This is a genomic window from Paraburkholderia sp. SECH2 (genome assembly GCF_030464795.1).
Classification (GTDB): domain Bacteria; phylum Pseudomonadota; class Gammaproteobacteria; order Burkholderiales; family Burkholderiaceae; genus Paraburkholderia; species Paraburkholderia aspalathi.
Genome location: NZ_JALPRH010000006.1, coordinates 224,327 through 238,927, shown reverse-complemented (window position 1 = coordinate 238,927; position 14,601 = coordinate 224,327). Strand labels below are relative to the sequence as shown.

At 62.0% G+C, this 14,601-nt stretch carries 13 protein-coding genes; 1 reads left to right on the top strand and 12 read right to left on the bottom strand.

Annotation, left to right across the window (positions count from 1 at the left end):
• Positions 1–4 precede the first annotated feature (4 nt).
• From hflK to ndk, 11 genes are all read right to left on the bottom strand, one after another.
• Positions 5–1,384 (bottom strand): FtsH protease activity modulator HflK, encoded by a 1,380-nt coding sequence (hflK, locus tag M0D66_RS14035; protein ID WP_266210910.1) that lies wholly within the window; start codon positions 1,382–1,384, stop codon positions 5–7.
• A 49-nt stretch (positions 1,385–1,433) separates the two neighbouring features.
• Positions 1,434–2,648 carry a GTPase HflX gene (gene hflX, locus M0D66_RS14030; protein WP_266210909.1) on the bottom strand — a complete coding sequence of 405 codons (1,215 nt, stop codon included), beginning with the start codon at positions 2,646–2,648 and terminating at the stop codon, positions 1,434–1,436.
• Positions 2,649–2,679: 31 nt separating this feature from the next.
• Positions 2,680–2,916, bottom strand: a complete 237-nt coding sequence (gene hfq, locus M0D66_RS14025) for an RNA chaperone Hfq (RefSeq protein ID WP_006051315.1) — start codon at positions 2,914–2,916, stop codon at positions 2,680–2,682.
• A 153-nt stretch (positions 2,917–3,069) separates the two neighbouring features.
• Positions 3,070–4,407 carry a ribosome biogenesis GTPase Der gene (gene der / locus M0D66_RS14020; protein ID WP_093633525.1) on the bottom strand — a complete coding sequence of 446 codons (1,338 nt, stop codon included), beginning with the start codon at positions 4,405–4,407 and terminating at the stop codon, positions 3,070–3,072.
• Positions 4,408–4,842: 435 nt separating this feature from the next.
• Positions 4,843–5,988, bottom strand: coding sequence for an outer membrane protein assembly factor BamB (gene bamB / locus M0D66_RS14015; protein ID WP_093633526.1), 1,146 nt, complete (start codon positions 5,986–5,988; stop codon positions 4,843–4,845).
• Between the two features lie 75 nt (positions 5,989–6,063).
• Positions 6,064–6,693: a tetratricopeptide repeat protein gene (locus tag M0D66_RS14010; protein WP_054038226.1), complete on the bottom strand. Its 630-nt coding sequence runs from the start codon at positions 6,691–6,693 to the stop codon at positions 6,064–6,066.
• 66 nt (positions 6,694–6,759) lie between these two features.
• Positions 6,760–8,100, bottom strand: a complete 1,341-nt coding sequence (hisS, locus tag M0D66_RS14005; RefSeq protein WP_093633527.1) for a histidine--tRNA ligase — start codon at positions 8,098–8,100, stop codon at positions 6,760–6,762.
• A gap of 20 nt (positions 8,101–8,120) precedes the next feature.
• Positions 8,121–9,437 carry a flavodoxin-dependent (E)-4-hydroxy-3-methylbut-2-enyl-diphosphate synthase gene (gene ispG, locus M0D66_RS14000; protein ID WP_200650615.1) on the bottom strand — a complete coding sequence of 439 codons (1,317 nt, stop codon included), beginning with the start codon at positions 9,435–9,437 and terminating at the stop codon, positions 8,121–8,123.
• Positions 9,438–9,523: 86 nt separating this feature from the next.
• On the bottom strand, positions 9,524–10,654 hold the full coding sequence (locus M0D66_RS13995; RefSeq protein WP_211706236.1) for a helix-turn-helix domain-containing protein: 1,131 nt from the start codon (positions 10,652–10,654) through the stop codon (positions 9,524–9,526).
• Between the two features lie 216 nt (positions 10,655–10,870).
• Positions 10,871–12,022 (bottom strand): 23S rRNA (adenine(2503)-C(2))-methyltransferase RlmN, encoded by a 1,152-nt coding sequence (gene rlmN, locus M0D66_RS13990; RefSeq protein ID WP_028199529.1) that lies wholly within the window; start codon positions 12,020–12,022, stop codon positions 10,871–10,873.
• A 214-nt stretch (positions 12,023–12,236) separates the two neighbouring features.
• On the bottom strand, positions 12,237–12,662 hold the full coding sequence (gene ndk / locus M0D66_RS13985) for a nucleoside-diphosphate kinase (RefSeq protein ID WP_012433533.1): 426 nt from the start codon (positions 12,660–12,662) through the stop codon (positions 12,237–12,239).
• 311 nt (positions 12,663–12,973) lie between these two features.
• Here ndk and M0D66_RS13980 point away from each other — a divergent pair, with 311 nt between their 5' ends.
• Positions 12,974–13,672 (top strand): Bax inhibitor-1/YccA family protein, encoded by a 699-nt coding sequence (locus M0D66_RS13980; RefSeq protein ID WP_120343664.1) that lies wholly within the window; start codon positions 12,974–12,976, stop codon positions 13,670–13,672.
• Between the two features lie 151 nt (positions 13,673–13,823).
• On the opposite strand, the gene M0D66_RS13975 is transcribed toward M0D66_RS13980, so the two are convergent.
• On the bottom strand, positions 13,824–14,597 hold the full coding sequence (locus tag M0D66_RS13975; protein WP_175053688.1) for an MBL fold metallo-hydrolase: 774 nt from the start codon (positions 14,595–14,597) through the stop codon (positions 13,824–13,826).
• Positions 14,598–14,601 lie beyond the last annotated feature (4 nt).

Below are 14,601 nucleotides of genomic sequence, written 5' to 3'. Positions count from 1 at the left end.
CTCCTTATTGAACGTCGTCTTCGCGCATACGGCTGCGGAAGGAGTCGCGTGAACGCAGTGCGTCGCTGCTGGCGGCGGCCTGACTGGCAGGCGTCGCAACCGCGGCGGGCGCGGAAGCAGCGGCAGCAGCAGCCGGTGCGGCAGCGCTGCTCGCGGCTTGCGGCGCGGCGGCGCCCGACGTAACGGCAGCACCGGAAGCGGCTGCAGCAGCGTCGGCTACGCGCTGGCGAGTCTGCTCGACCAGCTTGTCGAGCGGCAGATACAACACGTTGTTGCCGCTCTTGCTGTCCACAAACACCTTGGTCGTATTCGAATAGATCTGCTGCATGGTTTCCAGGTACATGCGCTCGCGAATCACAGCGGGCGCTTTCGAGTACTGCGCGTAGACCTGCTTGAAGCGCTCGGCATCGCCTTGCGCCTGGGCCACCGTCTTGTCGCTATACGTTTTCGCTTCGTCGACCTGATGCGCCACATCCGCTTGCGCGCGCGGCAGCAGCTCGGCGGCATAGGCCTGCGCGTCGCGTTTGGCGCGTTCGTTGTCCTGGCGCACTTTGGCGGCATCGTCGAAAGCGGCCTGCACCTGGTCGGGCACCTGCACACCCTGGATCGTCACACCGGTCACGGCGAGGCCGGACTGGTATTCATCCAAAGATTGCTGAATCGACGCCATCAGTTGCTGGCGAATTGTTTCGCGATCCTGATAGAGGATGTCACTGGTGCTGCGCGCACCGACGATGCTACGCACCGCCGCCTGCGCGGCCTGCATCACGCTCTGATCGGGATCGACGCTGCGGAAGAGATAGTCGGTCGGCTTGCTCACCTGGTACTGCACGGCAAAGCGCACGTCGACGATATCGGCGTCGTGCGTGAGCATCGACGCGTCTTTCACGTTGGCGAGACGCACCACGTTGTTACGGCCGATCTCCACCTGGCGAATCTGGCCGATGTTGACGAGCTCGTGCGCTTCGAACGGATACGGCAGGCGCCAATGCACGCCCTGCCCCGCGGTGTAACGATACTTGCCGAACTGCATGACGACGCCGGCCTGGCCATCCTGCACGACGAACACGCCGCTGCCGAGATAGATCGCGATCAACACGCCGATCACGATGCCCACGCCAATGCGTGCGCCGCGACCGTTGTCCGGACGGCCACCACCCGCACCGCCGCCCTTGCGACCGAACACCCGGCTCAAACGGCGGTTGAAATCGCGCCACATCTCGTCGAGATCGGGCGGGCCTTCACCGTCCTTGGCCGGCGGCCGCTTGGGTTCGTTGGGTCGTTGGCGTTCGCCATTGCCGTCGCCCCGGCCCCAGCGCGGATCGTTCAGTGAAAGCATGGCGCGCATGCGCAGCCAGATACTCCGCTCGTTGTAATCGTTCACCTGTGTTCGTTCACCAGAGTAGACAGCGGGTCAGTGCAATTGGAGCGGGTCAGTGCCCGAGTTCTGAGACCTTACGGTCCTCGCGTGGTGCTGCCGACCGGTCTTCTTCCGACAGATCGACCAGCGGATCGGAGAGAGGTTCGGCAGTAGCGATTTCAGCGATGGCAGCGCGCAATGTATCCAGCCCTTGCCCCGTGCGCGCGCTCAAAAAGACGCGCGAAATATTACCATACTCATCCCGCTCGACCGCGTCGCCACGGGCCGCCAACTCCGGCACGGCGTCGATCTTATTGAACACCAGCACCTGACGGATCGTATCCGCACCAATTGCGTGCAACACCTCGTTCACCTGATCGATCTGATCGAGACGCACGGCGCTCGACGCGTCGACCACGTGCAGCAGCAGGTCGGCGTGAATGGTTTCCTCGAGCGTGGCGCGGAAAGCCGCCACCAGCTGGTGAGGCAATTCGCGGATGAAACCGACCGTGTCGGATACCACCACCTGGCCGGCTTCGTCGCCCAGATAGACACGGCGGGACGTGGTGTCCAGCGTGGCGAACAGCTGGTCGGCGGCGTACGTCTGAGCCTTCGTCAGCGCATTGAAGAGCGTGGATTTGCCCGCGTTCGTGTAGCCGACGAGCGACACGGACATCGTCTGATTGCGGCTGCGCGCGCGGCGCTGCGTGCCGTGCTGACGGCGCAGTTTTTCGAGGCGGGTTTTGAGCGCCTTGATGCGCTCGCCGATCAAACGGCGGTCGGTTTCGAGCTGCGTTTCGCCAGGACCGCGCAAACCGATACCGCCCTTCTGGCGTTCAAGGTGGGTCCATGCGCGGATTAGCCGCGTCGATAGATACTGCAACTGCGCGAGCTCCACCTGCAGCTTGCCTTCATGGCTGCGGGCGCGTTGCGCAAAAATATCGAGGATGAGGCTGGTGCGATCGATCACGCGGCGGTTAAGCGCCTGCTCCAGATTGCGCTGCTGCGCAGGCGCCAGAGCGTGATTGAAAATGACGAGTTCGATGTCGTTCGCCTCACAGGCCAGACGCAATTCTTCGGCCTTGCCGCTGCCGACGAACATCTTGGCATCGGGACTGGAGCGGCGCCCCGTGAGGGTGACTAAGGGATTGGCGCCCGCGCTTTGCGCGAGCAGGCTGAGTTCTTCCAGACTGGCTTCGAAATCGATCTTACCGAAGTCGATGCCGACAAGCGCTGCATTGATCAAATTGGAGGGTATCAAAATAAGGCGGCCGGGAGTAATCGCCAACGGGCGACGCTACGCCGGCCGCGGACGGGGGTTAGGACTGTTCGGAATCCGGGTGGAAATTCACCGGACGGGCAGGCACGACCGTAGAAATTGCGTGCTTGTAAACCATCTGGGTGACCGTATTCCGGAGCAACACGACGTACTGGTCGAACGATTCGATGTTCCCTTGAAGCTTGATGCCGTTGACCAAGTAGATCGACACCGGCACATGCTCTTTACGCAGTGCGTTCAAAAACGGGTCTTGTAACAATTGCCCTTTGTTGCTCATAGCAAACTCCGTATTTTTTTGCAGGTTGACTGAATTGACGACGAAGAAAAAGAGATCCGCCGTCAACCGCTACACTATAGCCGATTTTCATTTTTGCGCGAGCGGGCCGGCCTTGCGGCCAAACCCAACACACACGCGGGTTTCAGCCTGGATTTAGCCTTTATCCGCGTAAGGGTTCGTCGACGATCTGAACTCTATGCGCAATGGAGTCCCAGTCAGCTTGAAAGTTTCCCGGAAGCGGTTTTCGAGGTAGCGTTTGTACGTTTCGGTGATCGCATCGAGCGCATTGCCGTGAATCACGATGATCGGCGGATTCTGTCCGCCCTGGTGCGCGTAACGCAATTTCGGGCGCACCGGACCGCGTCGGCGCGGCTGCTGGAATTCCACTGCCTCGATCAGCGCGCGCGTCAACTTCGGCGTCGGCAGCTTGGCCATGGCGGCGGCGTAGGCGTCGTCGACCGAGCGCATCAGCGGGCCGATTCCGGTTTTTTCCGCGGCGGAAATGAAGTGGAATTTGGCGAAGTCGAGAAATTTTAGTTTGCGCTCGATGTCGGCCTTAGTGCGCTCGCGCACATGCGAATCGAGCCCGTCCCATTTGTTCACGCCGACCACCAGCGCGCGGCCCTGCTCCACCACGAAACCGGCAATGTGCGCGTCCTGTTCGGAAATATCCTGTTGCGCGTCAAGCAGCAGGATCACGACGTTCGCGTCTGAAATCGACTGCAGCGTTTTCACCACCGAGAACTTCTCGATCGCTTCGAACACCTTGCCGCGGCGGCGCAAACCAGCCGTGTCGATCAGCGTGTAGGGCTTGCCCTGACGCTCGAAGTCGACGTAGATCGAATCGCGCGTGGTGCCCGGCATGTCGAACGCGATCACGCGCTCTTCGCCCACCAGCGCATTGATCAAGGTCGACTTGCCGACGTTCGGCCGGCCGACGATCGCGATCTTCACGCCGTGCGCCTGTTTTTCCTCGTCGCTCTCTTCCGGCTGTCCGGCATACGCGACACCCAGCGCGTCATTGATCATTTCGGTGACGCCGTCGCCGTGTGCCGACGAAATCGCGCGCGGGTCGCCGAGACCGAGTTCGTAGAAGTCGGCGGCCACCGTGCTGTACTTCATCCCCTCCGCCTTGTTGACGACGAGGAAGATCGGCCGGCCGGTCTTGCGCAGGTAGTCGGCAATCGTTTTGTCCTGCGGCGCGAGACCGTTGCGGCCGTCGACGATGAACACGACGACGTCCGATTCTTCGACCGCCTGGCGGGTTTGACGCGCCATCTCGTGCAGGATGCCGTCTTTCGCGACCGGCTCGAAGCCGCCGGTATCGACGACCAGATACGGCCGGTCGCCGGCGCGCCCCTCGCCGTAATGGCGATCGCGGGTGAGACCGGGCAGGTCGGCAACCAGCGCATCACGCGTGCGCGTGAGACGGTTGAATAGCGTGGATTTCCCCACATTGGGGCGCCCAACCAGGGCAATAACGGGTTTCATCAGATGTTGTTCACGGTGAAACGCGGGATCGAAATCGACGGCCCGCGTAGCGACGCCATGCGGCCGCTACACGGCAGCCTTTGACGAAAATTATCACGAATTCGGCCAGCCCCGGATGTGCTGTCAATATGCGCACCCGGGCGGACGGGGGTTTGGCTGTATGGGGCGGCGCCAATGGGCCGCCAGCTTCAGTCTTTCTTGCTCAACGGCTCACACGCCGGTTCGATACGATTCTCTGCGTATCGACCAGGATGCCGTCGAAGGTGGCGCCGCAAGCAGCCACCGATGGCCACATGGGCCGTTTCTGATCCGACTTGCCGGACCAGCCAGTCCGGCGGAATATTTCTAGTTGCCCAGCTATACAACAAAAACGCGTGCGGCCGGCGAAGCCGGCCTGCACGTTTGACGACGTTTGACTGCCAATAGCCTGCGCGATCAGCGCGGACGGTAGCCGTACAGATCGCCGTCGTGTGTCAGCACGACCAGCGTTTCGCCGGCCAGCACCGGCGCTGCGGTAATCGGGGTGCCGTCGGTCTTCACACGGGCCACGAGTGTACCGTCGTCGCGCGACAGGAAGTGCACGTAACCCTGATAGTCGCCCAGCACGGCGGCATGACCCAGAATGAACGGGACGCTGAGTTCGCGATTCTTCAGCTTGTCGTTCTTCCAGAGCGTCGCGCCGTTGCTGACGTCGAATGCCGACACCACCGACCAGTCGTCGGCCGCCACCACGGCACGGTCATCCTGCGCGAGACCGCTCGTGCTCGAAAACGCCTTTTCCCACACCGCGCGGCCCGAGTTCGCGTCGAAGCAGCCAATCTGACCCTGGAACGTCACCGCGCAGGTTTCCGAGCCGAGCAGCGTGGGCGGGCCTGTCACGTCGTTGATGCGCTCCACTTCCGTCACACCCTTCGGATACGACACCGGGGTCTGCCAGTAGTTGTCGCCGGTCTGCAGGTTGATCGCAGCGAAGGCGCCGCCCGGGAAGCCGGCCAGCACCGCCGCGTCACCCGCGAACGTCATGCCCGAGGACACGCGCAGGTTGAGCGGCACCGCGCGATTGCGATAATTCCACTTCTGCTCGCCAGTTTGCGCGTTGAACGCGACGATCTGACCGTCGACCGTGCGCACAACCACGAGGCCGTTACCGACCAGCGGCGGCGAGATGATTTCGCCAGGCGCCTTGGCGGTCCACAATTGTTTGCCGTCCGCGCCGAGCACGTAGACATCGCCCTTCAGGCCGCCGACCGCCGTGAGCGTGCCGTCGCTGCCGACACCGGCCGACAGATCGTCACGCAACTTGACGCGCCAGATGTCCTTGCCGGTTTGCGCGTCGATCTTCGCAACCGAGCCGTTCGCGCCCGCCGCGTACACCGCGTTGCCGACCGCGACCGGCGAGAACAGGTAACGACCCGCCTTGCCGACGCTCGTCTTCCACGCCTGCTGCACGTCGAGCACGGGTTTGAACTCGGTGAGCGGCGTGGGCTCGCGGCGCTCGTCTTTCGTGGATGAGCAAGCCGCCATGGTGAGCACGGTCATCGCACAGGCAACGGGCACAGCGTAACGTTTCAGCAGATTCATCGGTGGACGAAGCATTCAGGAAATGAGTTAAAGGAGACCGGTTGGTCGTGTCATGCGGCGCGCTGCATGCGGCGATTAGCCGCCCAGCGCATCCAGCTTGAACTGAATCAACTGGCGAGCCGAGCTATCGTTTTTCGACAGCGAGTCGAGGGCAAGCTTGTAGGCAGCGCGCGCATCGTCACGCTTGCCTTGGGCGGCGAGCAGATCACCGCGGCCGTCCGCCACAATGCCCTTGAACGCATCGGACTGCGGTTCGGCGAGCAGTGCGAGCCCCTGGTCGTAAGCCTTGTCGTCGAGCAGCAGCGAAGCCAGACGGAGCTTGGCGATCTGCTTGAACTCGTCGTCTTTTGCGTGATCGATGGTCCATTGCAACTGGGCCTTCGCGGCGGCTTCGTCACCCGCGGCGTACAGCGCCTTGGCGGCGCCCAGCGCGGTCATCTGCGCATACGCGGTGCGGCTGAACTTGTCTTCCATATCGGTGGCAACGCGCGTGATCTTCGCCTTGTCGCCCGATGCCACGGCCTGCTGCACCTGGTCATACAGCACCGCGGCTTCCGCGGCCTGGCGCCGTTGCCAGAAATTCCAGCCGTTCCAGCCGGCGGCGGCAACCAGGGCCACCAGCACGATCCACGTGGTTGCATTGCCCCACTGCGTCCACCATGCTTTCAGACTTTCAATCGATTCTTGTTCGTCGTGGTAACTCATCGCCCGGCGATTTCCTCTTTCTTGATACGTGTGCGTGTCGAGCCAAGGGGCCCGACGACATCGCGATCAGTCGTCGCCGTCTTCGGCGGTTGCAACCATCGCATTGATTAGAAATTCGGTCAAGTCTTCGGCGGGCACGTTATGTTGCTCGTTTTTACCGCCGTTAGAACTTGTATCACGGAGCGGTTTGACGCCGACCGTGCCGTTCGCAATCTCGTCTTCGCCGAGGACCACCGCGAATGCCGCGCCGCTCGCGTCAGCACGCTTCATTTGCGACTTGAAGCTCGCCGTCTGACCGTCCGCGCTGCAATGCAGGATCACGTCGAGACCCGTGTCGCGCAAACGCTCGGCGATGATAAAGGCCTGTTCGCGCGCCGCGTCGCCCTGATGGACCACGTATACGTCGCAGCCCTCGTCTTCCGGCACGAGCTGATCTTCTTTCAGCAATTCGAGGATACGCTCGACGCCCATGGCCCAGCCGCATGCGCCCGTCGGCTTACCACCAAGCTGTTCGATCAGCGGATCGTAACGGCCGCCGGCCGCGACCGTGCCTTGCGCGCCGAGCTTGTCGGTCACCCATTCGAACACGGTCAGATTGTAATAATCGAGACCGCGCACGAGACGCGGATTGATCGTGAACGGAATATTGTTCGCCTTCAGAATCCGCTGCAGGCCTTCGAAGTGCGCGCGCGATTCTTCGCCGAGAAAATCGATCAGCTTGGGCGCGTTCTGCGCGACTTCCTGCATAGCCGGATTTTTCGTGTCGAGCACGCGCAGCGGGTTCGTGTACAGGCGACGCTTCGCTTCTTCGTCGAGCACGTCCATGTGCTTTTCGAGGTACGCGATCAACTCGACGCGATGCGCCGCGCGCTCTTCCACGAGACCCAGCGAATTGAGCTCGAGCTTGATGCCCATCAAGCCGAGGTCGTCCCACAGACGCTGGCACATCATGATGATTTCAGCGTCGGCGTCCGGACCGGCAAAGCCCAGCGCTTCCACGCCGACCTGATGGAACTGGCGATAACGGCCGCGCTGCGGGCGCTCGTGACGGAACATCGGGCCGATGTACCACAGGCGCTTCGGCCCGTCGTACAGCATGTTGTGCTCGATCGTCGCACGCACCACAGCCGCCGTATTTTCCGGGCGCATCGTCAGATTTTCGCCGTTCAATGCGTCGGTAAAGCTGTACATCTCTTTCTCGACGATGTCGGTCACCTCACCGATACCGCGCTTGAACAACTGCGTATGCTCGATGATCGGCGTACGAATATTCTGGTATCCGTACGAGCGCAGCATCGACTTGACGGTCGCTTCAAAAAATTCCCACAGCCCGGCGTCCTGCGGAAGGATGTCATTCATGCCCTTCACACCGGACAACTTTTCGAGCTTTTTCTTCTGTTCAGTCATCTGTCTTCGATTGGCGGTATTTAGTTGAGTGCTTCGGCGCGGCCATAGCGGCGCTCGACGTAGTCACTCACGATTTGCTGGAATTCTTGCGCGATGTTCTCGCCGCGCAGCGTCTTGACCTTCTCGCCGTCGATGAACACCGGCGCGGCCGGATTTTCGCCCGAACCCGGCAAGCTGATGCCGATATTCGCCTGTTTCGATTCGCCCGGACCGTTGACGATGCAGCCCATCACCGCGACGTGCATCTTTTCGACGCCAGGATATTGATCGCGCCACACCGGCATCTGCGTGCGCAGATAGGTCTGGATTTGCGACGCCAGTTCCTGGAACAGCGTGCTGGTGGTGCGGCCGCAACCCGGGCACGCGATCACCATCGGCGTGAACGAGCGCAGGCCCATGGTCTGCAGAATTTCCTGACCGACGATCACTTCACCCGTGCGCGGGCCACCCGGTTCCGGGGTGAGCGAGATACGGATCGTGTCGCCGATGCCTTGCTGCAGCAACACCGACAACGCAGCGGTCGACGCCACAATGCCCTTCGACCCCATGCCCGCTTCGGTCAGACCCAGATGCAGCGCGAAGTCGCAACGGCGCGCGAGTTCACGATACACCGCGATCAGATCCTGCACGCCGCTGACCTTGCACGACAGAATGATCTTGTTGCGCGGCAGGCCGATTTCGACCGCGCGCTCCGCCGAGCCAATCGCCGACTGGATCAGCGCTTCGTACATCACGCTCTGCGCTTCCCACGGCGTGGAACGCGCGGCGTTTTCGTCCATCATCTTCGCGAGCAGGTCCTGGTCGAGGCTGCCCCAGTTGACGCCGATCCGCACCGGCTTGTCGTACTTCACCGCCGCTTCGATCATTTGCGCGAACTGCGTGTCGCGCTTCGCGCCGTGGCCGACATTGCCCGGATTGATCCGGTACTTCGACAACGACTCCGCGCACGCGGGGTAATCGCGCAGCAGCAAATGGCCGTTGTAATGAAAATCGCCGACCAGCGGCACCGACACGCCCATGCGGTCGAGCTGCTCGCGAACCGCCGGCACGGCCGCCGCCGCTTCCGGCGTATTGACCGTGATACGCACCAGTTCCGAACCGGCTTGCGCCAGTTCCTTGATCTGGATCGCCGTGCCGATCGCGTCCGCGGTGTCGGTGTTGGTCATCGACTGGACGCGCACAGGCGCATCGCCGCCGATGGTGACGAGCTGGCCGCCCCAACGGACATCGACCGCGTGCGACTTGCGCCGTACAGCGTGGCCGCCGAACACCGGCTCGTTTGAAACGATCTTGCTACTGGATTGGGATTGAGCTTCGGATTGCATCGAAAAACCCATTTACGCCGCATGCGCCACACAAAAGACGTAGCGCCTGAATTGAAAAAGCGCCGCGAACCGGTTGGCCGCGACGCATACCGTATCTATCAAGGCAACGCAAAGCGCGCCACATTACCCTTGGCTGCCGAATATTTCGACGGATCGACTGGCTGACCATCGAGCGTAAGCGACTCGAGACCCGCCTTGTTGCCGACCGTGACCTTGAAAGGGGCCGCGCCCGTCACTTCCTTCGTATCGCCTGCGTGCACGAGGCCGGAGAACACTTCCTTGCCGTCCTTGCCACGCACGCTGAACCAGCTGTCCTGCGTCACGCGCAACGCAATGATCGCCTCACCCGCGGCCGGCGCCGCCGTATCCGCTGCCGCCGATGCGCCTATCGCGGCGACCACCGGCGCGCTCGCGCCTTGCGCCGCCGCCTGAACCTGCGAACCGGCCTTCGGGGCGACTGCTGCTGCCGTGACCGCCGGAGCGGGAGACGGCGCTTCACCGGTTGCCAGCGGGGCGGGCATCGGCGTACCCGACGCTGCGTGATCCGTTGCGGCCTGCGCTTCCGGGGCCGAAGCCGCGTCTTCCGCGGTTGCCTCGGAACCTGCCGGCTGACCCTGCGCCACCGCGCCCGATGCACCGGTCGCGCCACCCGCCGCGCCGTTGGCGCTCGCCTTCAATCGTGCGAGCCACGCCGACGAATCACCGCCATTGGTATGCCACATGCCGAGCGCGATCACCGCGACGATGATCGCTGCAATGCCCCACAGCCATGAGCGGCTCTTTTGTCCACTGCCGCCGAGCGACAGCGATACACGACCGCGCGGCAAATCCTTGCCCGACGATGCCGGCATCGACAGATCCGGCGCGGGCACACCCTTCTCGCGGCGCAAAGCCTGCGTAAACGGCGTGGGATCCGCGCCGAGCATCTTCGCGTAGCTGCGCACCACGCCGAGCGCGAAGGTCGTGTCCGGCAGATGGCTGATGTCGCCCGATTCGAGCGCACGCAGCTTGGTGACGGAGACCTTCAGGCGCGCCGACACGTCTTCGATCGTCCAGCCCTTCAATTCACGCAATTGGGTCAAGCGCGCGCCAACTGCCGCCAGGGAATCAAAACTCGCCGGGCCCGGCTGCTCAACAGGCTGCACTACCGCCCGGGCGACTGGCGCCGGATGGCCTTCGTTTGTGTCTGTGTCCTGCGGCTGCGGCTGCGGGTGCTGCGGCTCACTCATCCCAAATCCTTTCGCGTCGATTCTTTTTCACTTGTGCAACCCGGACGGGCCAAAGCCTCACGCCCGAATCGCAGACCGTTTATAACAAAATGCGCGGCCTTGTGTGCCGCTTCCGATCGCTTCTGCAAACTTTCTTTTCAACCGCGGAGGCGTGGAGCGTTTTCACACGCCCGGATCGCTTTCCTCCGAACGGTCGCGCCCCACTATCTCGCGCGATTACACGGCGCGCACCTCGATAATCTTCGCCGCCTTCCCGGTGCGCTCAGCGAGGCGCGTGCGGTCTTTCACCGCACCGGCCAACTGACCGCAGGCAGCATCGATATCATCGCCGCGTGTCTTACGCACTGTGGTGACGACGCCCGCGTCCATCAACACTTGTGCAAACCGCTTGATCTGTTCCGGCTTCGAGCGGATGAGGCCCGATTCAGGGAACGGATTGAACGGAATCAGGTTGAACTTGCACGGTACGTCGCGCGTAACCGCCAGCAATTCGCGCGCTTGCGCTTCGCTGTCGTTCACGCCGTCGAGCATGCAATATTCGAACGTAATGAAATCGCGCGGCGCGACTTTCAGATAGCGCTGGCAAGCGGCCATCAATTCGCGCAACGGATACTTCTTGTTCAGCGGCACCAGCATGTCGCGCAGCGGGTCGCTCGGGGCATGCAGCGAGACCGCGAGCGCCACCGGCAGATCGGCGCCAAGCCGGTCCATCATGGGCACGACGCCCGAAGTGGATAGTGTGACGCGGCGGCGCGACAGGCCGTACGCGTTATCGTCCAGCATCAGGCGCATGGCGGGCACCACCGCGTCGTAATTGAGCAGCGGCTCGCCCATACCCATCATCACCACGTTCGTGACGACACGCTCGCCTTTGCCGTCACCGCCCGTGGCGCGGCCGCCATCCGTGCCGCGCGTCGCGCGCAACGCGAACTCGGCCATACGCAGCTGGCCGATGATTTCGCCGGTGGTGAGATTGCGGGAGAAACCCTGTTTGCCGGTCGAACAGAAACGGCAGTTGACCGCGCACCCCGCCTGCGACGACACGCACAGCGTGCCACGCGTTTCTTCGGGGATATAGACGGTTTCAACCGCGTTGCTGTTGCCGACGTCGATCAGCCACTTGCGTGTGCCGTCAGTCGAAATGTTGTCGCTGACGATGCCGGGCATCGTGATCGTTGCGCGCCCTTTGAGCTTTTCGCGCAAGGACTTCGCCAGATCGGTCATGCCGTCGAAGTCAGCAGCGTTGTACTGGTGGATCCAGCGCTGCAATTGCTTGGCGCGAAACGGCTTCTCGCCCAGGCTGTCGCAGTAAGCGACAAGCCCTTGGGCGTCGAGGTCGAGAAGGTTGACGGTGGGACTGCTCGTCATATCGAATCCTGCCATTTCAGTGCGAGACTACGTTCATGCAACAAGCTGCATGAACGCAATGCCGTTCGCGCCCATTCCTGCTGCTTTACCTTACTACTTTGCCGGGCTGTTCGTGCGGATTCGTGCGACAAATCCAACGGCAGCGCACGAATCGCGCGGATAGCGCCTTGCAGGGCAAGCGCGTTCAGACACGCTCAAACCTGCCTAAACCCGCTTAACGCGAGTAGACGTTCACTTGCGGGAAGAAGAACGCGATTTCAACTGCAGCTGTTTCAGCGGCGTCCGAACCATGCACCGCGTTAGCGTCGATGCTGTCAGCGAAGTCAGCGCGGATCGTGCCCTTTTCTGCCTTCTTCGGATCCGTTGCGCCCATCAGGTCGCGGTGCTTCAGGATCGCGTTTTCGCCTTCCAGCGCTTGCACGACCACCGGGCCCGAGATCATGAAATCGACCAGGTCCTTGAAGAACGGGCGTGCAGCGTGCACAGCGTAGAACTTCTCTGCGTCAGCGCGCGACAGGTGGACCATGCGCGAAGCCACGATCTTCAGGCCAGCGTTTTCGAAACGGCTGTAGATCTGACCGATCACGTTCTTGGCCACTGCGTCCGGCTTGATAATCGACAGGGTGCGTTCGATCGCCATAAAAACTCCAAAAAATTAAGAGGTTACAGATTCAAATGAATCCGCTATTGTAGCATGTTCCAGTGTATGATTGCGATTGAACCCTTACAACATTGAAAGACTCCAAGCAGGAGTTTCTGAATACTGGTAGCGTAGGTCGTGTGGACATTTTCTGGGTATTGAAACTCCCTGCCACCGCGCCAATCTTAGGGATGAACACCCTGCGACTGGCGGCAAGCATTCCGGCCGGCGCCGCACTACCTGACGCACCACCTGCTGCGCAACCCGCGGCACAACCATTACGCAACATGCTTCTGAGGTAAGGAGAGACCATGAACGATCATCCGTATAGCTTTGGCCGCAATGGCGCAGTCAGCACGGTCGAAACACGCAACCGCGTACTACGGAACACCTACTGGCTGCTAGCGCTGTCCATGATTCCGACCGTGCTCGGCGCATGGGTGGGCGTGGCAACCGGTTTCTCGCTGTTCGCCGCCACCAGCCCCGGCATGAGCATGCTGGCGTTCTTCGCGATCGCCTTCGGTTTCATGTTCGCCATCCAGAAAACCAAAGACAGCGCCATCGGCGTGTTTGTGCTGCTCGGCTTCACGTTCTTCATGGGCCTGATGCTGTCGCGCATCCTGAGCTTCGTGCTCGGTTTTTCGAACGGCCCGTCGCTCATCATGCTGGCCTTTGGTGGCACTGGTGTGATCTTCGCCTCCATGGCAACGATCGCCACGGTCAGCAAGCGTGACTTCTCGGGCCTCGGCAAGTGGCTGTTCATGGGCGTCATCGTGCTGCTGCTGGCTTCGGTCGCTAACATCTTCCTGCACCTGCCGGCGTTGATGCTGACGGTGTCGGTGCTGGCCATCGTGATCTTCTCGGCCTACATGCTGTTCGACGTCCAGCGTGTCGTGAACGGCGGTGAAACGAACTACATCACCGCTACCCTCGCGATCTACCTGGATCTGTACAACGTGTTCGTCAACCTGCTCGCGTTGCTCGGCATCTTCGGCGGCAACCGCAACTAAGTCTGACGCAAGGCGCGGCGCGCGAAACTTCGGCCTTGAAGAAAAAGCCCATGACGAGCAATCGTCATGGGCTTTTTTCTTTGCACTGCCGGCAAGTCAGCGGTGAATCACCGAGCCTGGCAATGTCAAATGCCAGTCAATCAGAGACGAATCACAAGCTCAGCCAGGCGAAGCCCTCATCCTGAGAGGCGACCACCACTTCGGTTGGCGCGGCGCCCAACACACCCGCCATGGCGGCCTGCGCGAGTTCCGGCGTGTTGTTCTGCTGGCTCAGATGCGCGGCCACCAGATGGCGCAAGCGCGAACGGTCGAGCGAGGCCAGGATTTCAGCCGCGGCTTCGTTGTTCAGATGCCCGTGATTGCCGCCGATACGCGCCTTCAGCGATTGCGGATACCGGCTACCCGCCAGCATTCGCACATCGTGATTGCATTCGAGCACCAGCGCGTCGCAGCCGCTCAGCACCGCGCTGATATGCGGCGTGGAAGTGCCGACGTCGGTCAGCACGCCAAGCCGGCTCGCGCCGTTGGAGAGCACGTACTGCAGCGGCTCGCGGGCGTCGTGAGGAACGGTGTAAGGGAGGATGCTGAGGTCGCCGATCGCCACCGCCTCGTCGCCCCACAGCACCTGCAGGTCGACGTCGGCTTCGTCGGCGCCCACCGCGCGGGCGGTGCCCCAGCTCATGTACAACGGAATCGACCACTTGCGCGCCAGCGTCAGCGCGCTGCCAATGTGGTCGCTGTGTTCATGTGTAATCAGAATGGCGTCGAGACCTTCGACGCCCGCGCCGAGCCGCGTTAGACGCCGCTCGACTTCCTTGGCCGAAAAGCCGCAATCGAGCAGAACGCGCGTGGTGGTCGCGCCGCATTGCGCTTCCACCAGCAAGGCATTGCCTTCACTGCCGCTGCCGAGACTGGCGAAGCGCACAGCC